Annotated in this window: 28 protein-coding genes; 16 read left to right on the forward strand and 12 right to left on the reverse strand. The window is 36.9% G+C overall.

The window, feature by feature from the left end; all coding sequences use genetic code 11:
* Nucleotides 1-141: 141 nt before the first annotated feature.
* From I215_RS09915 to I215_RS09935, 5 genes are all read right to left on the reverse strand, one after another.
* A complete protein-coding gene (locus I215_RS09915; protein ID WP_008991823.1) occupies nucleotides 142-1,305 on the reverse strand; it encodes a sigma-54-dependent transcriptional regulator in 1,164 nt (387 codons plus the stop codon).
* A 94-nt stretch (nucleotides 1,306-1,399) separates the two neighbouring features.
* Nucleotides 1,400-2,734 (reverse strand): ABC transporter permease, encoded by a 1,335-nt coding sequence (locus tag I215_RS09920; RefSeq protein ID WP_008991824.1) that lies wholly within the window; start codon nucleotides 2,732-2,734, stop codon nucleotides 1,400-1,402.
* Nucleotides 2,727-3,662, reverse strand: a complete 936-nt coding sequence (locus I215_RS09925) for an ABC transporter ATP-binding protein (protein ID WP_008991825.1) — start codon at nucleotides 3,660-3,662, stop codon at nucleotides 2,727-2,729. The genes I215_RS09920 and I215_RS09925 overlap by 8 nt, the downstream gene beginning before the upstream one ends.
* A 162-nt stretch (nucleotides 3,663-3,824) precedes the next feature.
* Complete coding sequence (gene dnaJ, locus I215_RS09930) at nucleotides 3,825-4,952, reverse strand: molecular chaperone DnaJ (protein WP_008991826.1); 1,128 nt, start codon at nucleotides 4,950-4,952, stop codon at nucleotides 3,825-3,827.
* 69 nt (nucleotides 4,953-5,021) lie between these two features.
* Complete coding sequence (locus tag I215_RS09935) at nucleotides 5,022-5,594, reverse strand: nucleotide exchange factor GrpE (RefSeq protein WP_008991827.1); 573 nt, start codon at nucleotides 5,592-5,594, stop codon at nucleotides 5,022-5,024.
* A 159-nt stretch (nucleotides 5,595-5,753) separates the two neighbouring features.
* Here I215_RS09935 and I215_RS09940 point away from each other — a divergent pair, with 159 nt between their 5' ends.
* Nucleotides 5,754-6,425 carry a YceI family protein gene (locus tag I215_RS09940; RefSeq protein WP_008991828.1) on the forward strand — a complete coding sequence of 224 codons (672 nt, stop codon included), beginning with the start codon at nucleotides 5,754-5,756 and terminating at the stop codon, nucleotides 6,423-6,425.
* Between the two features lie 25 nt (nucleotides 6,426-6,450).
* Here I215_RS09940 and I215_RS09945 read toward each other — a convergent pair whose 3' ends face one another.
* From I215_RS09945 to I215_RS09955, 3 genes are all read right to left on the reverse strand, one after another.
* Complete coding sequence (locus tag I215_RS09945; protein ID WP_008991829.1) at nucleotides 6,451-7,389, reverse strand: TIGR01777 family oxidoreductase; 939 nt, start codon at nucleotides 7,387-7,389, stop codon at nucleotides 6,451-6,453.
* A gap of 121 nt (nucleotides 7,390-7,510) precedes the next feature.
* Nucleotides 7,511-8,185, reverse strand: a complete 675-nt coding sequence (gene mnmD, locus I215_RS09950) for a tRNA (5-methylaminomethyl-2-thiouridine)(34)-methyltransferase MnmD (RefSeq protein ID WP_008991830.1) — start codon at nucleotides 8,183-8,185, stop codon at nucleotides 7,511-7,513.
* Between the two features lie 15 nt (nucleotides 8,186-8,200).
* Entirely contained in the window at nucleotides 8,201-8,695 is a 495-nt protein-coding gene (locus I215_RS09955) for a DUF4920 domain-containing protein (protein WP_008991831.1), read from the reverse strand.
* Nucleotides 8,696-8,810: 115 nt separating this feature from the next.
* Here I215_RS09955 and I215_RS09960 point away from each other — a divergent pair, with 115 nt between their 5' ends.
* Nucleotides 8,811-9,881 carry a branched-chain amino acid aminotransferase gene (locus tag I215_RS09960; RefSeq protein WP_008991832.1) on the forward strand — a complete coding sequence of 357 codons (1,071 nt, stop codon included), beginning with the start codon at nucleotides 8,811-8,813 and terminating at the stop codon, nucleotides 9,879-9,881.
* A gap of 95 nt (nucleotides 9,882-9,976) precedes the next feature.
* Here the strand turns inward: I215_RS09960 and I215_RS09965 are convergent, their stop codons facing one another.
* Entirely contained in the window at nucleotides 9,977-10,369 is a 393-nt protein-coding gene (locus I215_RS09965) for a pyrophosphohydrolase domain-containing protein (RefSeq protein WP_008991833.1), read from the reverse strand.
* Between the two features lie 87 nt (nucleotides 10,370-10,456).
* Between I215_RS09965 and I215_RS09970 the strand changes: the two genes are divergently transcribed.
* The 8 genes from I215_RS09970 to I215_RS10005 all read left to right on the forward strand — a co-directional run bounded on the left by I215_RS09970 (nucleotide 10,457) and on the right by I215_RS10005 (nucleotide 16,319).
* A complete protein-coding gene (locus I215_RS09970) occupies nucleotides 10,457-10,645 on the forward strand; it encodes a hypothetical protein (RefSeq protein WP_008991834.1) in 189 nt (62 codons plus the stop codon).
* Between the two features lie 111 nt (nucleotides 10,646-10,756).
* Nucleotides 10,757-10,942: a hypothetical protein gene (locus I215_RS09975; RefSeq protein WP_008991835.1), complete on the forward strand. Its 186-nt coding sequence runs from the start codon at nucleotides 10,757-10,759 to the stop codon at nucleotides 10,940-10,942.
* Between the two features lie 93 nt (nucleotides 10,943-11,035).
* Nucleotides 11,036-12,073 carry a GyrI-like domain-containing protein gene (locus I215_RS09980; protein WP_008991836.1) on the forward strand — a complete coding sequence of 346 codons (1,038 nt, stop codon included), beginning with the start codon at nucleotides 11,036-11,038 and terminating at the stop codon, nucleotides 12,071-12,073.
* 29 nt (nucleotides 12,074-12,102) lie between these two features.
* Nucleotides 12,103-12,474 (forward strand): fluoride efflux transporter CrcB, encoded by a 372-nt coding sequence (gene crcB, locus I215_RS09985; protein ID WP_008991837.1) that lies wholly within the window; start codon nucleotides 12,103-12,105, stop codon nucleotides 12,472-12,474.
* 306 nt (nucleotides 12,475-12,780) lie between these two features.
* On the forward strand, nucleotides 12,781-13,119 hold the full coding sequence (locus tag I215_RS09990) for a P-II family nitrogen regulator (RefSeq protein ID WP_008991838.1): 339 nt from the start codon (nucleotides 12,781-12,783) through the stop codon (nucleotides 13,117-13,119).
* 26 nt (nucleotides 13,120-13,145) lie between these two features.
* The gene (locus I215_RS09995; RefSeq protein ID WP_008991839.1) at nucleotides 13,146-14,375 is read left to right on the forward strand and encodes an ammonium transporter; all 1,230 of its coding nucleotides are present in this window, start codon (nucleotides 13,146-13,148) and stop codon (nucleotides 14,373-14,375) included.
* Between the two features lie 137 nt (nucleotides 14,376-14,512).
* Nucleotides 14,513-15,583: an outer membrane beta-barrel protein gene (locus I215_RS10000; RefSeq protein ID WP_008991840.1), complete on the forward strand. Its 1,071-nt coding sequence runs from the start codon at nucleotides 14,513-14,515 to the stop codon at nucleotides 15,581-15,583.
* A 154-nt stretch (nucleotides 15,584-15,737) separates the two neighbouring features.
* Nucleotides 15,738-16,319, forward strand: a complete 582-nt coding sequence (locus tag I215_RS10005; RefSeq protein WP_008991841.1) for a YdeI/OmpD-associated family protein — start codon at nucleotides 15,738-15,740, stop codon at nucleotides 16,317-16,319.
* A gap of 57 nt (nucleotides 16,320-16,376) precedes the next feature.
* On the opposite strand, the gene I215_RS10010 is transcribed toward I215_RS10005, so the two are convergent.
* Genes I215_RS10010 through I215_RS15730 form a run of 3 tightly spaced genes read right to left on the reverse strand, consistent with a single transcriptional unit; the run spans nucleotide 16,377 to nucleotide 20,202 of the window.
* Entirely contained in the window at nucleotides 16,377-16,706 is a 330-nt protein-coding gene (locus I215_RS10010) for a hypothetical protein (RefSeq protein WP_008991842.1), read from the reverse strand.
* Between the two features lie 2 nt (nucleotides 16,707-16,708).
* Nucleotides 16,709-18,094, reverse strand: coding sequence for a tyrosinase family protein (locus tag I215_RS10015; RefSeq protein ID WP_008991843.1), 1,386 nt, complete (start codon nucleotides 18,092-18,094; stop codon nucleotides 16,709-16,711).
* Nucleotides 18,091-20,202: a fibronectin type III domain-containing protein gene (locus I215_RS15730; RefSeq protein ID WP_008991844.1), complete on the reverse strand. Its 2,112-nt coding sequence runs from the start codon at nucleotides 20,200-20,202 to the stop codon at nucleotides 18,091-18,093. The genes I215_RS10015 and I215_RS15730 overlap by 4 nt, the downstream gene beginning before the upstream one ends.
* Before the next feature lie 368 nt (nucleotides 20,203-20,570).
* Here I215_RS15730 and I215_RS10025 point away from each other — a divergent pair, with 368 nt between their 5' ends.
* The 6 genes from I215_RS10025 to I215_RS10050 all read left to right on the forward strand — a co-directional run bounded on the left by I215_RS10025 (nucleotide 20,571) and on the right by I215_RS10050 (nucleotide 25,759).
* Complete coding sequence (locus tag I215_RS10025) at nucleotides 20,571-21,179, forward strand: sugar transferase (RefSeq protein ID WP_008991845.1); 609 nt, start codon at nucleotides 20,571-20,573, stop codon at nucleotides 21,177-21,179.
* The gene (locus I215_RS10030; RefSeq protein ID WP_008991846.1) at nucleotides 21,176-21,847 is read left to right on the forward strand and encodes an acetyltransferase; all 672 of its coding nucleotides are present in this window, start codon (nucleotides 21,176-21,178) and stop codon (nucleotides 21,845-21,847) included. The genes I215_RS10025 and I215_RS10030 overlap by 4 nt, the downstream gene beginning before the upstream one ends.
* The gene (locus I215_RS10035; protein ID WP_008991847.1) at nucleotides 21,828-23,414 is read left to right on the forward strand and encodes an FAD/NAD(P)-binding protein; all 1,587 of its coding nucleotides are present in this window, start codon (nucleotides 21,828-21,830) and stop codon (nucleotides 23,412-23,414) included. The genes I215_RS10030 and I215_RS10035 overlap by 20 nt, the downstream gene beginning before the upstream one ends.
* A gap of 156 nt (nucleotides 23,415-23,570) precedes the next feature.
* Nucleotides 23,571-24,140, forward strand: coding sequence for an RNA polymerase sigma factor (locus I215_RS10040; RefSeq protein WP_008991848.1), 570 nt, complete (start codon nucleotides 23,571-23,573; stop codon nucleotides 24,138-24,140).
* Nucleotides 24,124-24,705, forward strand: coding sequence for a hypothetical protein (locus I215_RS10045; RefSeq protein ID WP_008991849.1), 582 nt, complete (start codon nucleotides 24,124-24,126; stop codon nucleotides 24,703-24,705). Before I215_RS10040 ends, I215_RS10045 begins: the two co-directional genes overlap by 17 nt.
* A complete protein-coding gene (locus tag I215_RS10050; RefSeq protein WP_008991850.1) occupies nucleotides 24,686-25,759 on the forward strand; it encodes a hypothetical protein in 1,074 nt (357 codons plus the stop codon). Before I215_RS10045 ends, I215_RS10050 begins: the two co-directional genes overlap by 20 nt.
* Nucleotides 25,760-25,778: the final 19 nt, after the last annotated feature.

Below are 25,778 nucleotides of genomic sequence, written 5' to 3' on the forward strand. Positions count from 1 at the left end.
CATCCTAAAAGAAGGGTTAAAACTATATCGGAAGGGACTGTCGATTACAAAGAGGATGATTCAGTCTACTACGGTAGCACGTCCGTTGAAACCCGAAGCCTATCTATCGCATTAGCGTAGATGGGTAAGTTCATAAGGATGCTATTTCCTAGCAAATAATTTTACTTCTTCTTCACTAATTTCTACTCCACCTAAAATGATAAGTCTTTCCACAACGTTTCTGAGTTCTCGTACGTTCCCAGTCCAGTCATACTCTTGAAGCAGCTTTACGGCCTTTTCTGTAAAAACTTTAGGCACACTACCTTGCTCTTCTGCAATTTTCTTTGCAAAGTGTTCGATCAAAAGCGGAATATCATCTCTTCTCTGGTTTAAAGAAGGAACATCAATTAGAATAACTGCTAATCTGTGATAGAGGTCCTCACGGAAAGCACCTGCAGCAATTTCTTTCTTTAAGTCTTTATTTGTGGCTGCAATTACCCGTACATTAACACTGATATCCTTGTCACTACCTACTCTCGATATTTTATTTTCCTGTAGAGCTCTTAAGACCTTTGCTTGGGCAGATAGACTCATGTCTCCAATTTCATCTAAAAATAGGGTACCTCCATTGGCAGCCTCAAATTTACCTGCTCTATCTTTAACTGCTGATGTAAACGCCCCTTTGATATGACCAAAAAGTTCGCTTTCTATAAGTTCAGATGGAATGGCAGCACAATTGACCTCGATCATAGGTTTTTTAGAGCGCTCACTCTTTTCGTGAATCCAGTGGGCTACTAACTCCTTACCAGTTCCATTAGGCCCGGTGATCATCACTCTAGCCTCCGTTGGAGCAACCTTTTCAATGATTTCAATGATGAAAGAAATTTCTTTGCTTTCCCCAATCATCTGGTAATTTTTACTAACCTTCTTTTTGAGTCTTTTATTTTCACTAACCAAAGCATTTCGATCCAAGGCGTTGCGAACTGTATTGAGCAAGCGGTTAAGATCAGGTGGCTTAGAAATATAATCAAAGGCTCCGTAACGCATCGTATGGACTGCAGTTTCTAGGTCACCATGCCCGGAAATCATCACAAAGGGTATCTCTGGTTTTATTTTCTTTGAAGCTTGAAGCACTTCTACACCATCCATTTTTGGCATTTTGATATCGCAAATCACCAAGTCAAAGTCTTCCTTTTTCAGGAGTTCCATGGCCTTCAAGCCATCTTCAGCCTCACTGAGTTGGTAGGAATCATTCTCCTCAGATAATATCTTTATAAGGACTCTACGAATCGCAGCTTCATCTTCGACCACTAATATCTTTGACATGCGTATAATTTAAAATTTCAACACCTACGAAGGTAGCATTCTTTTACAAATACACCATAACAAAAGCTCTGATCAGGAATTATTCCTGGAATTCTTAATATCTAAGCCATTTATAAAGTTCCTTATAAGAAGGTTTCTTACCATACATTAAAATCCCTACTCTATATATTTTGGCTGCTAACCAAACGATTAGTAAAAAGGTAATCATTAGGATAACGATAGATGTAATAAGTTGCCACCAAGGCACCCCTCCATCACCTATTCCATTGGGCAAACGCATCATCATAACAATTGGAGATGTTAAAGGAAATAGCGAAAAGCCAACAGCAATTGGTCCATTGGGATTATCAAACACAGAAATAAAACCAACATAAATGGCCAGCATCAAAGGAGTTATTACTGGAAAAACAAATTGCTGTGTATCTGTTTCATTATCTACCGCTGCACCTATAGCTGCATAAATAGAGCTGTAAATCAGATACCCTAATGAAAAGTACAATATAAAAGACACCACAAGAGTAACCCATGGAATTTGTACAAGCTCATTGATGTATAGTTGTAAGGTATCTTTGGAAGCAGAAGCCTCTAAGGTTTCTATTGCTCCATTGGAGATATTGGCTTGGTGATTTATTACATCAAACTCTATACCCATAAAAGATAACATTACATAAGATAAAAGTCCCGCTGAGATAATCCAAATCACGAACTGAGTTATACCAGCAAGAGAAGTACCGACAATTTTACCTAACATTAATTGAAATGGTTTCACAGAAGAAATAATTACTTCAATGATTCGGGAGGTTTTCTCTTCAATTACGCTACGCATTACAAAAGCCCCGTAGATGATAATAAACATCATTATAAGATAGCCGAACCCACCTCCGATAATCGCTTTGATCTCAGAAATTCCTTTGACATTTTTTTGACCGCTAAAATTAACAATGTTCATTTCGAACCTTTGATTTAGCTTTTTTATTCCCTGTGGTGATATCTCCAATTCCTTTAATTTCTCATCACGTATGCGATGCTGGATCCGCTGTTCTAAAGAGGACAGAAAGTCTAAACCAGGAGACACTTTGGTGTAAAAGGTGATTTGATCCGCTACATCATCAATATGTGTCCCTGTTGGAATATAAAGCAATCCGTAGAAGCCCAATTGGTTTACCGAATCTAGGGCCGTTTGAAGTTTTATATCTTTAAATTCGACATAATTCTCCTGAACACTACTCTGAAAATGATAGTCGAAAAAAGAGCTTTCATCTAAAACGGCTATAACACGCTTATCATCGCTATTTACCTTAGCCAGATAAACCACTAGAGCAATCATTCCTACAATCAAAACAGGACTAAGAACGGTTAGCACAATAAATGACTTATTTCTAACCTTTGCCAAATATTCTCGTTTGATAATCAATAAGAGCTTATCCATTTACGTTGTCCTTTACAAATTCGATAAAAATTTCGTTAACTGTTGGAACAACCTCTACAAAATGACTTACCATTCCAAGGCTAGTCAAATAATGTAGTAGATCGTTGGGAGAGTCCTTGTCATTGAGTTTTACTCGTAAACTAGAAGCACCATCAAAGGATTTGAACTCCCCAGGGCTTACGCTAAACTTCTGTGCGAGTTGTTGCTCTAATTCAGATTGATTTTCACAATGAATACCGATCTCATATGTGCCGCTTTTAAAACTTCGCTTGATATCGACGAGTTTACCATCAAGAATTTTGTTCGATCGGTTTATAAGTGCTATTTGATCGCAAAGCTCCTCAACGGATTCCATGCGATGAGTGGAGAATATGATAGTTGTACCCTGTTGGTTAAGCCTTAAAATTTCATCCTTTATAAGATTAGCATTAATAGGATCAAAACCGCTAAAAGGTTCATCAAATATTAGTAATTCAGGTTCGTGGAGTACAGTAACTACAAACTGAATCTTCTGGGCCATCCCTTTGGATAATTCTTGGATTTTCTTATCCCACCAATGCCCTATATCCAACCGGTCGAACCAATAATGTAACTTTTCTTTAGCTTGGGCTTTGGACATTCCTTTGAGTTGTGCTAGATAAAGCGCTTGCTCTCCTACTTTCATGCTCTTATACAGTCCACGCTCCTCTGGTAAGTAGCCTATAGATTGGATATGCTTTTGATTAAGCGGTGCATTGTCAAAAATCACTCTACCACTATCAGGGTAAGTAATTTGATTAATGATACGTATCAAGGTTGTTTTACCTGCGCCATTGGGCCCTAAAAGACCAAAAATAGATCCTTTAGGAATTTCCAAGGAAACATTATTGAGCGCAGTAAAGTTACCATAAGACTTAGATACGTTTTCGACAACCAATAAATTTGGCATTTACATCAGGTTTTAGTTGAATACTTTTTTGCTAAAATAAAAACCCACCCTTAAAAAATATCAAGGATGGGAAAAAATTGCTATGAAAAAGAAAAAATTAACACTAGGTTAGAACCAGTGTGATTGCAAAGATATGTTTTTTTATAAAACACAAAAGTTAAATTAAGAAAACATATCCTTTACTTTTTCAAAAAACGATTTATCACTCTTTTCCGGATGAGGAGTGAAGTTATCATCTCCCATCATACTCTCGAAAAATTCGCGTTGTTCTTTATTTAAGGTTTTTGGTGTCCATACATTTATATGTACTAATAAGTCACCACTTCCATAACCATTAATGCTTGGAATTCCTTTGCCTTTTAACCTTAAGATTTTTCCAGACTGAATTCCTTCTTCTAGTTTAATTCTGACTTTACCAGAGACAGTGTCTATTTCTTTAGATGTCCCCAAGACAGCCTCCGCTATACTAATGTACAAATCGAAATGCAAATTATCGCCTTCACGTTTTAAAGTAGGATGATCAAGCTCTTCTATCAGCACCAAAAGATCACCAGGGATACCATTATTTCCTGGAGCACCATTTCCTTTACCAGTAACTTTAAGTTGCATTCCATCAACCACTCCTCCTGGAATCTTTATAGAAACGGTTTCTTCTTGAACCACCATTCCATGTGCATCAGCTTCAGCTGGCTTTTTATCTATAATTTGACCTACACCACCACAGCTAGTACAGCTTGCTGCGGTTTGCATTCTACCTAATATTGTATTAGTAACACGAGTAACTTGCCCTGTTCCCTGACATGTTGGACACGTTTTGAAAGTAACTCCATCGGCTTGTACTTTACGTCGAACTTTAACCTTTTTCTCAACACCGTTAGCAACTTCCTCAAGACTCAGTTTGACACGTATACGAAGGTTACTTCCTTTGACATGTCCCCTTGCTCCTCCTCCAAAGCCAGAGAATCCTCCAAATCCACCTCCACCGAAGGCGCTTCCGAAGATATCACCAAATTGACTAAAGATGTCGTCCATGTTCATTCCACCGCCGCCGTATCCGCCGCCGCCGCCTTCAAAGGCTGCATGACCATATTGGTCATAACGCTGTTTTTTGGCAGGGTCGCTTAAAACCTCATAGGCCTCTGCGGCTTTTTTAAACATATCCTCCGCTTCTTTATTCCCTGGATTTTTATCTGGGTGATACTTAATAGCTTGTTTACGGTAGGCTTTTTTAATTTCAGCAGCAGTTGCTCCTTTGTCAACTCCTAATATTTCGTAAAAATCTTGCTTCATGTAATTCTAAGTGTAGAAAGTTTAAACTTCCGTTAGTTAAAATTGTCAGGGACTAAACTGACAAAACGTCTATTGCTGTCCTACGACAACCTTTGGATGACGAATAATTTTATCGCTTAAGGTATATCCCTTCTCAATAACATCAACAATTTTCCCTTTTAAATCTTCACTTGGAGCTGGGATTTGAGTGATAGCATCGTGAATTTCCGCATCAAAATTATCACCTGCAGCCGCCTCAATTTCAGAGAGTCCTTGACTTCCAAGAACAGTCTTCATTTTTTGGCGAATAAGTTCAACTCCTTTTAACAACTCCTTCTCCTTTGTTTTTGAAATTTCAGACATAGCTCTATCAAAATCATCTAGCACAGGCAAAAGAGAGGACATAATATCTTGACCTGCTGTTTTAAACAATTCGATACGTTCTTTAGCGGTACGTCTCTTGTAGTTTTCAAATTCTGCGAAAAGTCTTAAAAATTTATCCTTTTCTATGGCCATTTCAGCTTCTAACTTTTCCAATTCACTTGGACCTTCATTTACTTCATCCTTTTGATCAACAGCAGCTTCCGTTTCTGGATTTTGTTGCTCCTTCTCCATTCCGTTTTCTGAGATGGGCTCCTTATTTATATCTTCTTTCTTTGACATTGCTCTAATTGAATAATATTTATCTGCAATTCAATTGGCAAAAGTATTGCCAATTCTCTAAAAATGTCAAAATGTCACCAAAAAAATTCTCAAAAAATATTTCTAACCAATGTACTTATATTTTATATTTTTACTTTCTAAATCTAAAAAACAACAATCATGAAAAAAGCATTTATCACCCTACCACTAGTGGCTTGTATGGTATTCTTTACCGCTTGTAAGAGTGACAACAAAAATCAGACAAACGCCAAAGAAGCAGAGGCTGTTTCACAAATGAGCGCTGAGGCTATAAAGTATAAGATTAACGCCGATCAAAGTACTATTGATTGGAAAGGCTCTAAACCTACAGGAACCCACACAGGTACTATCTCCATCGAATCTGGAGTAGTTACCATCAAAGATGGTGTAATTGAAAGTGGAAATTTTCTAATCGACATGAATTCCATTAATGTAACTGACTTAAAAGCCGGTGAAGGAAAAGAAAATTTAGAAGCACACCTAAAAGGCACTGCTGAAGGTAAAGAGGATCACTTCTTTAATGTTCAAGAACACCCAACAGCTTACTTCGAGGTAACCTCAAGCCAAGAAAAGGAAGGAAAAACCATCTTAAGTGGAAACTTAACAATCAAGGATATTAAGAAAAATGTATCGTTTCCTGTTAGTATTACAGAAGATGCTGAAGCAATTACTTTAACATCTGAATCATTTACCATAGACAGAACCCAGTGGAATGTCAACTATGGATCTAAAAGCGTTTTTGATGATCTAGGAGACAAATTTGTCAACGATGAAATTGAACTTGTGGTGACTGTAAAAGGAAATAAAGCTTAAAAAAAGCAGTATTCAAAATAATATACTAAGCCAATTCTTCTAAGAGTTGGCTTTTTTCTTGCGATAAAGCATCCTTTAAAGCGGGCTTAAGGTTAGTGTAGTAAAAGTCATAACCCTGTTCTTCTATTTTCTTCGAACTCACACGCTGGCTACCCCATAAAAGCGAGGCCCGTTCTCCAATAAACAATTTCAACAAAACCACAGGAACTGCTGGTAAAACTATTGGCTTACCCATTGCACAGGCCAGCTCTCGAGTTAATTTTAAATTACTTACTGGATTAGGTGCAACTCCATTATATATACCGTCGAGTTGATTGTCGATACAAAACAAATAAATCGAGGCAATATCATGAATTTGGATCCAGCTTACCCATTGTTCTCCAGAACCAATAACAGTACCAAGATATTTGGCTGTCATTCCTCTCATTTTACCTAAAGCGCCACCTGATTCGGACAATACCAATCCCGTTCTTATAATAGCAACTGGAAACCTGTGATTTTCTTTTATATTTTGTGCCTCGCGCTCCCAACTTTGTACCACCGTACCTAAAAAATCATTACTGAACTCTTTCTCATCTTCTTCATAATAATTAGTGAAGGAATGCGGATAAATACCAATTGCGGAAGCTGTAGCAAAGGCTTTTATTTTATGGTTCTTAGGAATGCTTTTATTGAGAAGTTCAAGTGATCTTACGCGGCTGTTGAGAATTTTCTTTTTTCGAAATAAGGTCCATGGAGCTGCAATACTTTCTCCAGCAAGATTGATAATAGCATCCACATTTGAAAAGCATTCTATATCAATGTCATTTTTTGCAGGATTCCAATAAAAACCTTTGTAATTGTCTTGATTAGAAAGTTTGGATTTATCAGTAGTCAAAAAATGAACTACATCACCTCTATGATGACATAGCTTGGTAATTTGTTGACCAATTAAGCCACTAGCTCCTGCAATTAAAATTCTCATCTCACTGTCGTATTGCTATTTAAAAACCAAAATTAGCCAATATATACAGTATCCCATCGATGATTAAATAAGCTTTAACAATTAAATTATAGATATTTAACACTATAAGAAAGGAAGTGTCCTACTTTTTAACAGCTCTTAACATTTCTCGCTTCCCCGGAGGTCCAGGGAGCTTTTCAACTAAAAACCCTACCTCAAGCATGGCCCTACGAACACTACCCTTAGCCGCATAAGTAACTAAAATTCCATTTTTTCCTAAAGCGTTATACATTCTCTCAAACATTGAGACATCCCATAGTTCAGGTTGAACGCGAGCTCCAAAGGCATCGAAGTAAACAAGATCAAAACCCTCACATTCATCAATGGTATGGAAAAATTGTTTGCGTTTAAAAAGGGTAAAAGAAGAGTCAATCTGTAAATCAGTACCCCAATTGCCTTGATGCATTAGGGTAAAGGATTCGTTAAAGTCTTGAGCATCGAGCTGCTGCACGTAATTAAGTAGAGCAACCTCTTGCGGACTTACTGGATAGGCCTCCACTCCATGATAGGTGATTTGAAGACCCATTTTGAAATGTTCTAAAAAAGTTATAAAACAATTAAGACCGGTACCAAAACCTATTTCTAAAATACGTAGATCTTTCGAATTATTACTCCTGGTCCAGTGACTAAGACCGTTTTTGATAAAAACATGATAGGCTTCCTGTATCGCACCGTGTTTAGAATGGTAATGTTCATCCCACTGCTCGAGATAGATGGTGGTTGAACCATCATTGGTATTTATGATTTCTCTTTTCATTTAGAGTACCTCAGGTTAGTTTTTCTTAATTAGTACCCCACTCGCCTGAAAGGTATAAGTGCTTTGTGGTTGAGTAATTTTCGCTATCTCCTGCTCACTCTTTCCTGCATCCTCCGCATAATGTTGTTGGTCCTCCACTGAAACTAGATCTACAAACGCAATACCTTCAAGGATAACTTCTTCCCCAGCGATATCCTTCGGAACAAAGAATCCGTAATCCTTAAAATGTACCATCACATCTTGATCTTGATTTAAATCTAATTTCATCCAACATCCTTTCTTTTTACACACTTCGGTAACCTTGGCTGTAATTTTGGTTGAAATGGTATCACCTGGCGATAATTCTTTAAACAACTCAGTTACTTCACTCATTTCCGCATTGTCGGCCACTATAATTGTATCCCCATATATATGATAATTCTCAGCCACTTTTAGTTTCTGTTGTTGTTTATCAACCTGGCAGGAGCCAACAAGTAAAGCGATCGAAAAAATAGAAAATAGCGTTTTCATGAGTAACGAAATTTTGATAATTAGTAATTCAACGCAAAATAAGGCATTTTTTGCAATCACAAATCAGTAATTACATTTAATATTTTGCTAATTTTGTACAAAATAAAGATCCGTAATGGAAAAGGATACAGTTGTGAATATAAAAATAGAAAAGGCTGAGACTTCAAAGATTAATGAAGTTGATTTCAGCAACTTAAGCTTTGGAAGTGTTTTTACTGATCACATGTTTATATGTGATTTTAAAAATGGAAGTTGGCAAGAGCCAACTATTATTCCTTACCAAAAATTATCCATGGACCCATCGGCTAAGGTATTTCATTACGGTCAAGCCGTATTTGAAGGCATGAAAGCTTATAAAGATGATCAGGACGAAGTCTGGTTATTTAGACCAGATGAAAATTTTCATCGCATCAACAAATCTTCTGCAAGACTGGCCATGCCAGAGTTTCCTGAAGAGTATTTCTTTGATGGACTAAATCAACTTTTAAAATTAGATAAGCAGTGGATAAAAAAAGGTTTTGGAAACAGTCTATATATCAGACCTTTTGTAATTGCAACCGAAACAGGAGTTTCGGCATCTCCTTCCACTGAGTATAAATTTATAATTATATGCTCCCCAGCTCAGGCGTATTATGCTGGTGAGGTTCGCGTAAAAATAGCGGATCACTACAGCCGTTCTGCCAGTGGAGGCTTCGGTTTTGCTAAGGCTGCTGGAAACTACGCCGGGCAGTTCTACCCTACCTCTCTTGCAAATAAGGAAGGATTCCAACAGGTTATTTGGACCGATTCAAACACTCATGAATATCTTGAGGAGGCTGGAACAATGAATGTTTTCTTTAGAATTGGAGATAAATTAATTACATGCCCAACCAGTGACAGGATATTAGATGGGGTTACTCGTAAGAGTGTTATCCAAGTCGCTAAGGACTTAGGTATTCAGGTCGATATAAGGCCAATTAAAGTAGTAGAAATCATAGAAGCAGCTAAAAACAACCAACTTAAAGAAATTTTCGGAAGTGGTACCGCAGCTGTTATCAATCCAATTCTAGGATTTGGATATAAAGGAGACAAATGGGAATTACCAAAATTGGAAGATTCCTATGCCTCTACCATCAAAAACACTATATTAGGCATTCAATACAATACTATAGAAGACAAATACGGTTGGAGAGTTAAAGTTGACTAATCCAGACGGTAACTAAAGTAAACAAAACAATAGCGGTAAGATTTTTTAGAATTTTACCGCTATTTATATTTAAATTTGAAAACAACTTCAAAGCATTACTTCAGCAGCCCTAAATGTTTCTCTATATTTGGTTTAAAATAGCTAGGCCCTTTTAACACTTTACCATCCTCTCTGTAGATAGGTTTCCCATCAGCACCAAGTTTACTCATATTGCTCGATTGTATCTCTGTAAAGACATCTTCGATCACATCCTGCATTCCATGTTCTAGGATAGTTCCACACAAAATATATAACATATCTCCAAGAGCATCGGCAACTTCTACCAAATCTCCGTTCTTTGCTGCCTCTAAATATTCATTATTTTCCTCTGCCATTAAACTGTGCCTTAAGGCGATTTTAGAACCTTCTAAAACGGCCTTTGGTGCTTGCGCTACACCTAGACCAAATGCCCTGTGGAATTTTTCCACGCATGCTAATTTATCCTTCATTATTATTGTGTTTATTTTTTATAAAGTGTTAGCAATTTAATAATTCCTAAATTCAATTTGATTAAATTTACCAAAAATTAATTCCATATGTTTACACAAGGACAGATGATTTTCGCTGGAATATTTGCCGTAGTATTTATCATAGTGATGATCGTGAGCTATAGACGCGATATAAAGATTCATAGAAAACAATACAAAGGTTCCTTATGGATACTCGTTGGGTTCCTACTTTTTATCGCCTTCTTACTGGTGGTTAAAAACTTGTCAAAAGGTTAATTCTAATCATAAAAACGGCCTCTATAATTGACAAAATGTAATTTTTTTACTTCTCACGGAGAATTTATGACTTAAAATCCCTACCTTTGCCTAAAGCAATCAACTTAGGCAATGATGATTTTCTTTTCAATTTTATTTGGTTTGTTGGTCATTAATATGGTTTTACTTGTATTCAGCGTCAACAAATTACCCAAAGCCAAAAAGCAAAAGGCAGTATACAACAAGCCTAATGCCAAGGCTATAGAGAACAAGGGTAAAGACAAAGAATACGATGTATCTTATAAAAAAGCCATCTAGTACGACAAATTTTAAAAAAGCAATTTTAAATTCTTAACAGAGAAGGTTGTATTTTTGTACTTTAACTGTTAACAATTTCTATTATTGTCCTCTATGAGAATCTTAAAATATCTGATCTTTCTTCTTCTAATTTCAACTATTGGACTTGCCATATATGTTGCCATACAACCTGATGATTACAAAATTATAAAGACACGTGTTATAAAGGCTCCTCAATCCTTAATAAGGTCATATGTTGGTGATTTTACAAAATGGAAACATTGGGGTGTATGGAATCTCAAAGATCCTGAAATGGACATTTCATATGGAGACCGCTTTAAAGGCGATAGTGCTTCTTGTAGCTGGAGTAGTAAAATCTACGGTAGTGGAAGTATTACCACCACGTATTTTTCTAATGATTCTATTAGCCAAGAGGTTCATTATCAAAAACCCCATCGTGATACAGCTAGACGATTTTGGGCTTTTAACCCTACAGCAAATGGCGAAGGAGTCATTGTGACCTCTGGAGTAGAAGGCAGTTTTAGCTTTACAGATAAACTTCTAGCCTTGGTGGATCGCAGTAGAGAACAAAATTACGCGAGCGACTACTCTAAAGGACTTCATAATCTAGATAGCGTAATAGCGCAAAATATGAAACGTTATAGTATCGATATTTTGGGACCGACTCAATATGGAGGAGGTTTTTATCTATATCAGACAGTAAGTTCAAAATTCAATGAGCTAAACCCAACTACCAAACGAATATTCGTTGAGGTAGGAGCTTTTATGGAGCACAACGGTATAACCCCTTTAGGTAATCCCTTTGTAAAATATATAGAGCGGGATATTGCGGAACGAACTGCTATTATCTCTGCAGCAATTCCAGTGAGCGACCGGATAATCACTCCGAAAGGAAGCTCTGTATTATGCAGTTATATTCCGGCTGGACGTTACTATAAAGCAACACTTTTTGGTGATTATTCCAATGCAAAAGAAGCTTGGGCGAAAACAAGAGAGCACCTAGTCAAAAATGGGTACACTATTGATACACAAAGAGACGAAATGGAAATTTATACTAAAAGGCCAGACAACTACCCTAACCCTGCAGATTTAGAAACTAACATTTACATTCCTATATTAGGAACAGACTAACTGCTATTGATGACTTCAAACCAATTAAAATGAAACAGTTCATACTCATATTCATTGGCGGAGGAACTGGAAGTATTCTACGATATGCCATCAGTAAACTACTCAACTCCCCAAGTAAAGGGATCCCCTACGGCACTCTTGTGGTTAATTGCCTAGGAAGTCTCTTAATTGGTCTGTTACTGGGGTATTCCTTAAAAAATCAAAGCCTATCATCAAACCAACTGGCATTTCTAATCGTTGGATTCTGTGGAGGGTTCACCACTTTTTCTACCTTTTCTTATGAAAATACCATGTTTTTAAAATCGGGTGACTTTATATCTTTTATTGGCTACACCACTGCCTCACTGATTTTGGGAATCAGTTTTGTCCTCTTGGGGTTTTGGATCGTTAAATTCTTTTAAAGCGCACTTATTTAGTTTACCCTCTTCCTATCTGGAAGCTTTAATTCAGTAAACCTTATTTCTATCCCATTTCGGTACAAAAACTACGCTTAATCATAAAACAAAAAAGTAGTTGTGTACACCGTTTTGCATGGTAATCTGACAATTCCTAAAATTCAAGTTGTTAAAAAAAATTATATTTTTATACACACCCCTTATTTTGATAGGGGTCAAAATAACAATTTCATAAAAATTATAAATACACCCCCTATTTTTTTACAAGTAAATCATAATTAACATAGTTTTATTCAAACAAAACTCTTAATTATGAAAAAAATAGAAGCTATTATTCGCAAGTCAAAATTTGATCAAGTGCGCGACGCTCTTCTTCAAGTTGAGGTAAATTTTTTTAGTTATTGGGATGTCACAGGCGTTGGCAACGAAAAGAAAGGCCATGTCTATCGAGGGGTTAGCTATAGCACCACAGATATCCAGAGACGCTATATCTCCATTGTTGTTTCAGATGCTTTCGTAGATCGCACTATTGAAGCCATCCTTAAATCAGCCTATACCGGTAATGTGGGAGATGGCAAAATAGTCGTATCCGAAGTCTTAGAGGCATACAGAATCAGAACCCGAGAAAAAGGACAAGAATCTCTGAACTAATCAACAATAACTTAAAAATTTATATTATGGAATCAAATATTATAGAGGTAAATGCAGTTCTGGATATACTCTGGATTATCATTGCTGGAATTCTCGTTTTCTTTATGCAAGCAGGATTTACCCTAATTGAATCAGGTTTTACAAGAAGTAAAAATGTCATCAATATCGTGATGAAAAACTTAGCTGATCTTTCTATTGGCGCTATTACATTTTGGTTTTTTGGATATACTCTAATGTACGGTGAATCCATTGGAAGCTTTATTGGATCCCCTTCCCTATTCTACAATGTGCGAGAAGACATGCATAATTTATTTTTTCAAACGGTATTTTGCGCTACCACGGCTACCATTGTCTCAGGAGCAATTGCCGAGCGTACCAAATTTTCAGCCTACATCATCTTTTCCCTAATAATTACTACAATAATATACCCTATATCAGGACACTGGATATGGCAAGGTGAGGGTTGGTTAACTGATATAGGATTCATAGATTTCGCTGGCTCTACAGCAGTCCACGGAGTTGGAGGTTGCGCCGCACTGGTTATGGCAGCCATGGTTGGCCCAAGGATCGGAAAATACACCGAAGGAAGTTCCAATGCCATTCCAGGACACAACATGATGTATGGCGCTTTAGGAGTTGTTATTCTTTGGATGGGTTGGTTTGGTTTTAACGGTGGCTCAGAACTAGCCATCAGCGGTGAAAGCGTATTTAATGTTCCTGCCATTATTATAAATACCAATCTCTCAGCAGCAACAGGCTTAATTACAGCTATTTTACTTACTTGGATACGTTATGGCAAACCAGAAATCTCCATGAGTTTAAATGGAGCATTAGCTGGCCTGGTAGGTGTAACAGCAGGTTGTTCAGTAGTTAGTCCAGGTGGAGCTGCCATTATAGGAATTCTATGTGGAGTCGCTGTGATCTTCGCTATTGAATTTTTAGACAAAAAGCTTAAAATTGATGATCCCGTTGGAGCGGTGTCAGTACATGGTATTTGTGGAGCAATAGGTACTTTATTAGTGGGCATATTTGCCACTGAAGGAGGACTGTTATACGGAGGTGGATTTACACAACTTGGTGTTCAAGCAATAGGTGTTGTAAGCGTGTTCGCCTGGGCAATAGGAAGCTCTTTTATTGTGTTACTAATATTGAATAAAACAATAGGCCTTCGGGTAACCAAAGAAGAAGAAATTGACGGACTTGATATTCACGAACACCACGGGGATGCTTATCCTGACTTTACCATAGACCGTTAATATACTTTTGATTTTCGAGCAAAAAAGATAACGGAGCAGTGTTTGGCGATATGCTCCGTTACTTAGCTCACTCTCAAAAGATAATATCAAAGAAGTTATCATTCACTTAGTATCAACTCACATTAACCTTATCAATTATGAAAGCATTAGCCGCGTCAAATTACGCAAAAAAAATCCTCTTTTCCATATTCTCCCTCTCATGTTTTATTACTTTTGGACAGCTTGGAGAAAAGTTTAACCTTCATGGTTCAGCAGACCTTTATTGGAAAACAAATTTAACGGGCACCAATGAAGCCTTTGAGGACTCACAAGAAAATACATATTTCAACTCCCCAGCAACCGCCTTTGCTAACAGGAGCGGATTTTCCTTAGGAATGGCCAATCTAATCGTAAGTTATCAAGGAGAAAAGGTCGGTTTTGTAGCGGATCTAGCATTTGGTCCACGAGGAGAGGATGCTGTCTTTTTATCCACAGGCTCCTCTAATATTGTGAATCAACTTTACGTCTATTGGAATCTTTCAGAGAAGCTCAAATTAACAATGGGAAATTTCAACACCTTTCTAGGTTATGAAGTCATTTCTCCTGTGGGTAATTTTAATTACTCAACATCTTATATGTTTTCTTATGGACCATTTTCCCATACAGGTATTAAAATGGATTTAACCCTTTCACAAGACTTCAGTCTAATGTTCGCCATTATGAACAGTACTGACTTTACTGAAATCAATTTAGACGGTAGCTATACAGCAGGAGCTCAGCTTGGATACAAGGGACAATACCTGAACTTCATATATGGAGAACAAACCGCAATAGAAGGCACTACTTTTCAAGTCGATTACACTGGTGGCTTTAATATCAACTCAACCCTGTATCTTGGAATAAATTCAACCTATAACACCACAGACGGTTCTGGATTTTATGGATTTGCAATTTACCCTCAACTCACCACCTCGGACCGCTTCTCTGTTGGACTCAGAGGAGAGTATTTTAAAGAGTTTGAAGGAGGGGTTGGTGTATTTGGATTAAACACCGGTCAAGATGCAGAAGTTTTTGAATTCACCATCACTGGTAATTATAAGATTGAGAATTTAACTTTTAAACCTGAACTGCGCTTTGACACAGCATCAGAAGAGGTATTTTACGACATGGATGCCATGCCAAGTAATAGTTTGGCCTCCTTTCTATTAGCAGCCGTTTACTCTTTTTAAAAAGAAGCTAGCAAAAAGCATATTCAATCAGCCATTGAATATAGTGAGTAATTACGCTTTACTTTTCCTGGTGGTTCGCCACCAGGTTTTTATTTTAAAAATTTTTAAATTTAAAATAAAAAACCGAAATTGAGTTTACATTAAAAACCTTTAGATGAATCCGAAAGTCGACTTTTTCTTCGAAAAACAAAGCAATTGGCAAGAGTGTTACAATCAACTTCGCCGTATAATTCTGGATTGCGGATTACAAGAAGAATTAAAATGGGGCGTACCATGTTATACTTATCAAAAAACCAACATAATTCTAGTCCATGGCTTCAAACATTACTGTGCGATCTTATTCCACAAGGGTGTTTTATTAAAAGACCCATACAATATTCTGATTCAACAAACAGAAAATACCCAATCAGCAAGGCATTTAAGGTTTACAACTGTTGAGCAAATAAGGCAATTGGAACCCAAAATCAGAGAGTATATCTTTGAAGCCATTGAAGTGGAAAAAGCTGGAATAAAAGTGAGCTTCAAGAAAACGAAGGATTTTGAGATGGTGGACGAATTTAAAGAAGCTTTGGATAATGATTCTGAGCTAAAAACTGCTTTTAATAATTTAACCCCAGGACGGCAACGCGCATACTTACTTCACTTCTCTTCTGCAAAACAAGCCAAGACCAAACGTTCACGCATCGAGAAATGTAGCCCTAAAATCCTAGAAGGAAAAGGATTAAATGACTTTTAAAGCAACACTATAATTGGATCAATGTACTTGCTTTGTAATCAATAATTTACTTCAATTTTACTGTGAGATAATTACTGCACGGGTGCGACTATTAATACTATCTATTTGAATTCTGAATTGTTGATCATCTTTGGGATGGTTAATATAAACTCCAAAATTCAAACTATCAGCATAAAACATCAACACCGAACCTTGTTCATTTTCAAAATCCGCGTATCCATTAATATAACTATATGGCGGAATTTCACCGTCTAATTTATGATCAAAAAGCTGAATATTCGAAATTGTATAAGGTGTATTGTTTTCAATGCGATAACTATTTTGACAGTTTTTAGAATAAACAAAAGTGATCACACCAAGGACAATGAAATAAAAAACTCGAAACATGATTACATTTTAATTACTTTTTTCACCACCAAGGTTTTCCCTTGTGAATCAACGACTTTTACAACATAAGTTCCAGGTGCCAATCCATAAAGGTTTTTCACCTCTAAGGTATCGGTAAATTCAAAAACTTCTTGTTTAATCAGTGCTCCTACCATATTGTATATCTCAATTACACAATCACGTTTCTTATCTAGCTTAATAGTAATATGATTATCAAATGGATTAGGGAAAGTTTTAATAACCACCACCGCGTCGTCTGGATCAACATCTCCCTCACTCCATAGCCATACTTGCTCCAAATCCACTTGATCAAAATGGTTTACTTCTCGTTTAGTGCTAGTTTTTGAAGATCTAGCTAGTAATTCAGAACTTGATTGCTCATCTATTGTAATTAATACATCTGCTCCACTTTGTGCTAGAAACCCAGGCTGCAATACCACCTGGTTTACGGACTCTAAAACCGCATTACTTCCAGTAGCAGCAATAAAGTTAGAACCTGCTTGAATCGTATATTGATAGTAAAAATATTCTTGGTCATTATAGGTATTACTGACAATGTAATTGTTCAATTCAGCCAATTGATTCTCGGCGTAGAATACACCTAATGCACGTGTGTCTAAAATATCATTTGGATCTACCACAGGAAGAGTTTCTCCTGCAAAAACATAGGTTCCATCGTAACGAATCATATCATTTCTCAAATAAAATGAAGTATGATGAAGCTCTTCCCAATCGTGCCATATTTTATCGATAAAGGCGTGGTGGAGGTAAAAAACAGGGTCTCTTGGAGAAGCAGAGGTAATCATAGCACCAGAAACCCATCGATGCGCCCCTGAGTGTGGTGGTTGTCGTTCAAATAAATCTGAAAATTCAAAAAAATCAGTCTCTAGCATTAAGTTAGATACACTACTAGGCGAAGGTAAATCATTATAGAGTCCTAAACGCCGTCCAAGCCCCCAATTCGAATTAAAGCTCCCCATAAAATCTACATCCCATAGCTGAGAATTTGGAGATTGATCCTGGGAAGAATCCCAATAAGGTATACTAATTCTTGGATTCAACTCTTGCATTACCTGTTCCATTTCAAAAACAAACTGACGGTGCCATGCGAGAAATATTTCTTTTTCAGGTTCATCCGGCAGGTTAAAATGGATATCCAATACATTGGGATTAATATTGTCATAGTTGAAAAAATCCATATGGAAATTAGCCATATCCGTGATCCTATCAGGTGTAGTTGAACGAACCGTGTAGAAGGCATTTACCAATTCTGTTTTCTCATAATCGGTCATCTCACGGTAATCCTTACGGATACTTTGAGCATCGACCTGAGAATAAGCCAGCATTAATAAACACAAAACCTGAGTCTTAAATGCTCTAAAATTCATCGCTCTACGGGGTAAGTGTTTAATTTGAGCTCTAAGGCTTCAATCTTATTTGCTAATTCTTTTAATTGCTCGTTCTGACTTTTTAACTGTTGTATTTGTTTTTCTTGAGCAATGGCATACAAGGTGAGTTCTTCAATTTTACGGAGCAGTTTGGCATCCATATCCCCAAGTGCAATACCTTGCTGTTGTACTTGATGAGCACTTGGAATATTCATAAGATGTTTATTGGTTTTGATGTGCTGCTCAACCGCTGCTAAGCTTGGTAATTCATAGGAGGTTTCGAAAACGAAATCTGGCCAATTTCCTTGTAAAGCAACCCTTACTTCTTCTGCTACTATATTTCCAGCAACCGCTAATCTATAGGCAGGATTAACTTGGGTCCCAATTCCTACATTACCACTAGCTATAAAGTTATTGGACTGCCAATCAACAGTGGGTAGATTTGCATTTTCGGTTGTATAAGCAGTAGCTCCACCAGTTGGCGCTTCTAAGGTGGTTATGTTTACCGAATTACTAATGGTAGAGATATTTCCTGAACCATCCATGGCAACAGCTGTAAAGGAATAACTTGTTTCCGGTGTTAGATTTGTCACATTAAAACTTGTTGCCCCTCCACTAAGACCAATACTAATACCGTCTTGAAAGATTTCATAATCAACCACTCCAACGTCATCCATAGAAGCACTCCAGGAAAGCGATGTACTACTAGATGTTGTGGATCCTGCTACAAGATCTGTAATAGCAGTTGGCGCTTGGCTATCGGTTTCTCCTGTAGTTGTTAAATTGGCGGTATTACTAATCAAAGACGTGTTCTCAGCTGCATCTAGGGCAATAGCAGTAAAAGCATAACTAGTTGCTGGGGTTAGATTCGTTACATTAAAGCTGGTTGCTCCTCCACTTAGGCCAATACTAGTTCCATCTTGGAAAACTTCATAATCAACCACCCCTACATTATCCGTTGAAGCGCTCCATGAAAGGATTGCACTATTGGAAGTTATTGCACTAGCGATTAAATCCGTAATTGCTGATGGTGCCTGGGTATCAGCGGCAGCTGTTGTAGTTACATTAGCTGTATTACTTACTAAAGACGAATTTCCAGCGGCATCCATTGCAATGGCGGTAAAACCATAACTAGTAGCTGGAGATAGATTGGTCACATTAAAACTGGTTACTCCTCCACTTAGGCCAATACTAGTTCCATCTTGAAAAACTTCATAATCTACTACCCCAACATTATCCGTTGAAGCACTCCATGAAAGGGTAGTACTACTAGAGGTGGTAGCACTGGCGGTTAAATCAGTAATTGCTGATGGTCCCTGGGTATCAGCTGCAGTTGTAGTAGTAACATTGGCTGTATTACTTACTAAAGATGAATTTCCAGCGGCATCCAAGGCAATAGCAGTAAAAGCATAGTTAGTTGCTGGGCTTAGATTCATCACATTAAAATTGGTAGCTCCTCCACTTAGACCGATACTACTTCCATTTTGAAAAACCTCATAATCCACTACCCCTATATTATCTGTGGAGGCACTCCAAGAAAGTGCTGTACTACTAGAAGTGGTAGAACTGGCCGTTAAATCAGTAATAGCTGATGGTGCCTCGCTATCATCAACTAATGGGGTAATAGTGACTGCATCAAGCAAAATACCATCTCCAGAGACAGCTCCTCTATTAATTGGAGCTGTGTACGCCCGAATAACCGCAACATTCGAGTTTGCTGTTAACTCAAAGCTATACTCAGTCCATTGTGTTGTTAAAATAGATCGTTCGGAAAAGTTTGAAAACCCAGACCAATTGGCAAAGGCAGGTAAATAACTCTGCGGTGCCCTTTTAGCCCAAATTTTAATGGAATAAACTTGCCCGCTAGTGACATTAAATGTATAAGAGGCATCTCTTCCATTAGTCTGTCCAGTGGATGAGACTAACATGGAAAAGCTTCCATGCTCCACATCTGTAGATTCAGAAGAGATCACCGCCCCACCAGTCCATCCGGTTGTAGCATCTGACTCATTGTCAATTGAAACAGCGTTTGACTGTGTATGAATTTCTTGAGACCACAGAGTACTAGAGAGTAAAAGAGTCAATAATAATGTAAAGGTTGTTCTCATTTATATATGCATTTGGTTGGTAGCATATTAAGAGGGTAAAACCATGTTTTAGAGCTGGGGTCTATTAATTGGATGTAAAATTAATTACAATCGTGATTCAAGGTATTAAAGCTCTACCAAGTCCCATAATAATCTATAAAAAGCTAAAAGCCCGCTGAAATGCTATATATGTCGCTGTACTACAACATGAAACACATACGAATTCTTATAGATTACAAGACATTATTAGTCTAAAGACCAATTATTTAGGTCAAAATACATTCTTTATAATTTAAGCGATTTTAATTGCCTTTGGTAGAACATTTTTTATTCTAACTAGGGTTTGAAATAATTTTACCTCAATAATCCAACCTAAAACACAAAAACCCATGTATAGAAAATTCATCAAACGCTTTATGGATATTCTTTTATCCTTGCTAGCCTTGATTTTCCTTTCTCCAATTATAGTTCTTTTGTGGATCTGCTTATTTGTTGTCAATTCTGGGCAACCGTTCTTTTATCAATTAAGACCTGGCAAAGATGCACGTGTATTTAAACTTATAAAATTTAAATCCATGACTGATAAAAGGGACGAAAACGGAGAGTTATTGTCTTACGAAAAACGAGTCACTAAAATTGGTAGTTTTATACGCAAATACTCTTTGGATGAAATTCCACAACTTATCAATGTACTTTTAGGAGACATGAGTCTAATTGGTCCAAGACCACTTCTGGTTAAATATCTACCACTTTATAATGACTTTCAAAAGAAACGGCACCTTGTAAAGCCAGGAATCACTGGTTGGGCACAAGTTCATGGAAGAAATGCTATTTCATGGGATGAAAAATTTAACTATGATATTTGGTATATAGAGCATCTGAGTTTTACAACAGACCTTCAAATTATTTTGAAAACAATTAAAAAAGTAATCATAAAAGACGGTATTAATTCAGGACCGAACCTAAACATGGTTGCATTTAAAGGAAACAAAACATGAGAGATAGATCAGTTATTATAGGAGCCGGAACCCAAGGGCAGATTTATGCATCCTATTTACTTGAAGCAGGTATTGATATTGTTGGTTTTATTGACGACAATCCATCACTATTTGGAAAAAAAGTTGTTGGTGTACCTGTAATCGGATGTTATAGTGATTTATTCACTTCCCGATTTAAAGAAAATATTCAAGCTGTCTATTGTCCTATAGGGGACAACCATATTCGGGTTGAATATCTTACAGAGCTACACAAAGAAGGTTATAAGATCCCAAGTTTTATTCATCCTTCGGTTTCTATAGGTCCTGATGTAACTTTGGGTAAAGCGATATACATGTTAGTAGGTAATATTGTAATGCCGCACACCACTTTAGGAAACTATATAATGATCAATCAAGCAAGCACCATTGCACACCATGTAATAGTTGAAGATGGAACCTTTATGTCTTCCGGGGTTAATGTTGGCGCAGGTATTCGTGTTTGTGAAAAGACATACATTGGGATGGGTGTCACCGTTATGACCGGAGTTAAAAGTCTAGGCAAAAATTGCCTTCTTGGAGCTGGTAGTGTTATTATAAAGGATGTTCCAGAAAATGCTGTCATGGTAGGAAACCCAGGAAGAGTTTTAAAATATCAAAAAAACGATTATAATGTACAATGCAAACCTTAGTCACCCTATGGATTTATGTTTTATTGGGTCTGGTATATCATCCACATTTACTCTTATCCACCTTTTGGAAAACCGTATAGAGAATCAAACAAAAACTTTCCTAGAAATAGCTATTATAGAGAAGTACGAGGAATTCCATACAGGTATACCGTATGGGAAGAGATCTGGTGATTCCGTGCTTCTTATTACTTCTCTTAAAAATTTTCTCCCTAATCCAGAATACACAAAATTCATACATTGGCTCCATGAAAATTACCCCACCCTTATTAACAGGATGGAGTCCTCAGGTGGTGATTTAACTAAACAATGGCTCAAAAAATATAAAGAAAGTATAGATAAAGGTCAATGGGGTGATCTATTTATTCCTCGACATTTTTTTGGGATTTACCTAAAGGATAAATTAAACCAATTAATTAATCAACAGAGCTCTAAAGGTGTTTTAAAGGTTCATTACATTAATACCCAAGTAACTGATGTTACAAAAAATGATCCATACTTTACCATTATTGGAGGAGGACTACAACTTCAAAGTAAAAAAGTAATTCTTGGGATTGGTTCACTACCCAACCATAAAATTTATACTGACAAGAACATACTGACAAAAGATAAGCTCTTGTTAATCAATCAAATATACAACCCAAACTTGGATGAAAATTTAGAACGAATTTCAAATTTCACTTCATCTTTACACCAATCTGGGAGTTTGTGTAACATACTTATAATTGGTGCAAATGCTAGCGCTTTAGAACTGCTATATAAACTAAATGACAGACCACATAAAGGTGATTATACCACCAATTACTTCTTTTTATCAACCCATGGGGTACTCCCCGATTGTGAAGTGGACAGCAAAAAACAAGCAGATTATAATGCTATCCATCTAAATAATCTACAATCAGAAAGTGATTTAACGGCAGCTCAAATTGCAGAAGCAGCGGAACTAGATCTAGACGCTGCTGAAAAAATTCATTTGGGGGCTGCCTCCACTGTTGGAATAATATCCAATGCTTTTGGTAACCTTCTATCTAAATTAAATTCTGAAGAGCTGAAAAATTTTGCCTGCCTATACGGTAATGAAATCGGTAGACGTCAACGCTGTGCAGGCCAACATTATCTGGATGTTATTGATGATTTAAATTCAAAAGGTCAATTTAGGCATCTGAAAGGGCGGTTCAGGGATTTAATAAAACAAAACAACGGGGACTACCATCTACTCTACCAGTGCCCCGAAGCAGATACACCAAACACTTCGTCAATGCCATTTCATGTGGTGATTAATTGTATTGGAAGCGCGAAATTTGGCGCAAATAATAACCAAGTGCCCACCTTACTAAAAAACCTAATAAATAAAGGTTTAGCACGCCCAAATGCTTCTCAAATAGGATTACAAGTGAATTCTAAATTAGAATGCTCTGAAAATATACATGTAGTAGGACCATTACTTGCCGGAAATATTATAGAATCTAAAGCCGTTTGGCATGTTGAGCACTGTGGAAGAATCATTTGGTTATCGGGAGTTTTAGCTAAAACTATTGTGCAACCTCAACAGGCGACAATTACTAGTTAAAGAAAAGTCTTAACCCAAATAGTACTTTAAAAAGTAGCTCACCAGATGCCTATTGTTACTTCTGTTTTTAAAATTCCAGTCTAATTTTACATTTTTTTCTCTTGCAACTGTAACAAATTACAACTAGTGTTATCTTTAAGGAAAAGGAAATACTTTTTGAGCCAACAAGAGTTACATATTAATCAACTAATACAAGAATGCTTACAAGGGAAGCAATCCGCTCAATTAGCGGTTTACAATCGCTATTATAAGGCTATGTACAACACAGCCCTTAGAATTGTTAAAGATCCCTTTGAGGCGGAGGATGTTATGCAGGAATCGTTTTTAAACGCTTTCTCAAAATTAAAAAGCTATCGCGGGGAGGTCACCTTTGGTGCTTGGCTAAAACGAATAGTCATTAATAATAGCATTCAGCATTACAGAAAATCAGCTAAGGTAGAACACATTTCCTTAGATGATGTTTTGTATAGGGTTGAAGACACTGAAGTAAATGCACCAGAGGTAACTTTTACAAACTTGAAGGCTCAAGAAATAGTACAAACAATGAAGTTACTTAAGGGTAATTACAGAATTGCTTTGACCCTTAAATTAGTTGAAGGTTATGACAATCAAGAAATATGTCAAATAATGAGCGTCAGTGATTCAAGCTGTAGAACCTTAATCTCTAGAGCGAAAGAATCCTTGAGAAAAAAATTAAATGAGATTGCTTATGAGACCAAAGGATGAAATAGAGGAATTATTTGGGCGATTGGAGTCGAATTGGGATGCCCAAGAACCCAATAGCGGTCATCAACAACGGTTTTTAAATAGACTTCAGATGAACCAGGCCACCAAAAAGAACCACCAGAGTTCACAAAAATGGAAGTATATCTCTATTGCTGCTTCCCTTGCACTTCTGGTTACTATCGGAATTCAGTTCTATACACAACCACAACAAACGCAATCACAAACACAGGTTTCTGAGATCGAATCCGAAGGTAAATCCGAAAGGGTTCAACGAACTGAATATTATTTCAACACACTGATTGCTCAAGAGATTGAAATTATCGAAGAAGTCTCTAGTGAAAAAACTAAAAGATTGGTTGTTGATCTTAAAACACAATTATTACGTCTTGAAAACGATTACAAAGCCTTAGAGGCTGACCTTAACACCAAAGGAGATATAAAGCAAATTCTCAATGCAATGATCGTTAATTTTCAAACCCGAATTAAGCTAGCTCAAGAGGTGCTGAACAAAGTTAAAGAAATAGAAGATTTAAAAAACAAAAAACATGAAGAACAAACTGTTTAAAATCACATTAGCGCTTTGGTGTATTCCACTAGTCACCACAGCAAATATTGATCCAAAATTACATGGTAAATTCACCAAAGAAAAAACCATTAAAAAACAGTTCAATGTTAGCTCAGATGCCCTGCTAAAATTAGAAAACAGCTATGGTAACCTGCATATTACATCATGGGATCAAAATAGCACCACTATTGAGGTGCATATTCAAACCAGTTGCGATAATGAAAAGAAGGCCCAACAAAGGCTCGATCAAATAACTGTGGATTTCCAGGCCACTAACGCTATGGTCTCAGCTGAGACAATATTTGGTAACAACAGATGGGGATGGAATGATAACAATGTAAGTATTCAAGTAAATTACACGGTAAAAGTCCCGGTTAACAACAAACTCGATTTAAGTAATGATTACGGTTCAATCTACTTAAACCAAATAAACGGAAGCACAGAGATTCAATGTGATTACGGAAGCATGAAAATAGGTAAACTCAATTCCACTTCAAACGATATTTCCTTTGATTACACCTCTGATGCAACTTTCGATTTTATCAATCGTGCCACCATTAACGCTGACTATTCTAATTTCACTATTCAAGATGCAAAACAAATCGAATTGGAAGCTGATTATAGTAATTCAAGCATCAAAAACGTTGAAATGATTGACTTCTCCTGTGAGTATGGTGAAATCAATATTGAAAAGGCAGGTAAAATCATCGGAGAGGGCGATTATCTAACCACGAAAATAGGTCATGTTGAAGAAGCTGTGAACATCGAAGGTGATTACGGCGATATCAAAATAACAGAAATGACACCAAAGGCAAAAGACCTAACCATCAAAGGGGAGTACACCAATGTTGAAATCGGTTATAACCCTAGTTATCATTTTGATATTACAGCTGAATTAGAATACACAAAATTCAAGCATGATAACAATATTCAATTTAATATTAAAAGAGAAAAATCTACTGAAAGCTACTATCAAGGCCACCATGGTAGTAAAGGGAAGAATTCAGTCCAAATCGATATTGAATTTGGCGGATTAAAAATGATTCGTCGATAAATCATGTAATCAACAAAAA

Source organism: Galbibacter marinus, assembly GCF_000300875.1.
GTDB classification, from domain to species: domain Bacteria; phylum Bacteroidota; class Bacteroidia; order Flavobacteriales; family Flavobacteriaceae; genus Galbibacter; species Galbibacter marinus.

Bases quoted from the DNA above. Each gene is read 5' to 3' on its own strand.
- I215_RS09915 (WP_008991823.1), bottom strand. From the start codon at position 1,305: ATGTCAAAGATATTAGTGGTCGAAGATGAAGCTGCGATTCGTAGAGTC.
- I215_RS09920 (WP_008991824.1), bottom strand. From the start codon at position 2,734: ATGGATAAGCTCTTATTGATTATCAAACGAGAATATTTGGCAAAGGTT.
- I215_RS09925 (WP_008991825.1), bottom strand. From the start codon at position 3,662: ATGCCAAATTTATTGGTTGTCGAAAACGTATCTAAGTCTTATGGTAAC.
- dnaJ (WP_008991826.1), bottom strand. From the start codon at position 4,952: ATGAAGCAAGATTTTTACGAAATATTAGGAGTTGACAAAGGAGCAACT.
- I215_RS09935 (WP_008991827.1), bottom strand. From the start codon at position 5,594: ATGTCAAAGAAAGAAGATATAAATAAGGAGCCCATCTCAGAAAACGGA.
- I215_RS09940 (WP_008991828.1), top strand. From the start codon at position 5,754: ATGAAAAAAGCATTTATCACCCTACCACTAGTGGCTTGTATGGTATTC.
- I215_RS09945 (WP_008991829.1), bottom strand. From the start codon at position 7,389: ATGAGAATTTTAATTGCAGGAGCTAGTGGCTTAATTGGTCAACAAATT.
- mnmD (WP_008991830.1), bottom strand. From the start codon at position 8,185: ATGAAAAGAGAAATCATAAATACCAATGATGGTTCAACCACCATCTAT.
- I215_RS09955 (WP_008991831.1), bottom strand. From the start codon at position 8,695: ATGAAAACGCTATTTTCTATTTTTTCGATCGCTTTACTTGTTGGCTCC.
- I215_RS09960 (WP_008991832.1), top strand. From the start codon at position 8,811: ATGGAAAAGGATACAGTTGTGAATATAAAAATAGAAAAGGCTGAGACT.
- I215_RS09965 (WP_008991833.1), bottom strand. From the start codon at position 10,369: ATGAAGGATAAATTAGCATGCGTGGAAAAATTCCACAGGGCATTTGGT.
- I215_RS09970 (WP_008991834.1), top strand. From the start codon at position 10,457: ATGTTTACACAAGGACAGATGATTTTCGCTGGAATATTTGCCGTAGTA.
- I215_RS09975 (WP_008991835.1), top strand. From the start codon at position 10,757: ATGATGATTTTCTTTTCAATTTTATTTGGTTTGTTGGTCATTAATATG.
- I215_RS09980 (WP_008991836.1), top strand. From the start codon at position 11,036: ATGAGAATCTTAAAATATCTGATCTTTCTTCTTCTAATTTCAACTATT.
- crcB (WP_008991837.1), top strand. From the start codon at position 12,103: ATGAAACAGTTCATACTCATATTCATTGGCGGAGGAACTGGAAGTATT.
- I215_RS09990 (WP_008991838.1), top strand. From the start codon at position 12,781: ATGAAAAAAATAGAAGCTATTATTCGCAAGTCAAAATTTGATCAAGTG.
- I215_RS09995 (WP_008991839.1), top strand. From the start codon at position 13,146: ATGGAATCAAATATTATAGAGGTAAATGCAGTTCTGGATATACTCTGG.
- I215_RS10000 (WP_008991840.1), top strand. From the start codon at position 14,513: ATGAAAGCATTAGCCGCGTCAAATTACGCAAAAAAAATCCTCTTTTCC.
- I215_RS10005 (WP_008991841.1), top strand. From the start codon at position 15,738: ATGAATCCGAAAGTCGACTTTTTCTTCGAAAAACAAAGCAATTGGCAA.
- I215_RS10010 (WP_008991842.1), bottom strand. From the start codon at position 16,706: ATGTTTCGAGTTTTTTATTTCATTGTCCTTGGTGTGATCACTTTTGTT.
- I215_RS10015 (WP_008991843.1), bottom strand. From the start codon at position 18,094: ATGAATTTTAGAGCATTTAAGACTCAGGTTTTGTGTTTATTAATGCTG.
- I215_RS15730 (WP_008991844.1), bottom strand. From the start codon at position 20,202: ATGAGAACAACCTTTACATTATTATTGACTCTTTTACTCTCTAGTACT.
- I215_RS10025 (WP_008991845.1), top strand. From the start codon at position 20,571: ATGTATAGAAAATTCATCAAACGCTTTATGGATATTCTTTTATCCTTG.
- I215_RS10030 (WP_008991846.1), top strand. From the start codon at position 21,176: ATGAGAGATAGATCAGTTATTATAGGAGCCGGAACCCAAGGGCAGATT.
- I215_RS10035 (WP_008991847.1), top strand. From the start codon at position 21,828: ATGTACAATGCAAACCTTAGTCACCCTATGGATTTATGTTTTATTGGG.
- I215_RS10045 (WP_008991849.1), top strand. From the start codon at position 24,124: ATGAGACCAAAGGATGAAATAGAGGAATTATTTGGGCGATTGGAGTCG.
- I215_RS10050 (WP_008991850.1), top strand. From the start codon at position 24,686: ATGAAGAACAAACTGTTTAAAATCACATTAGCGCTTTGGTGTATTCCA.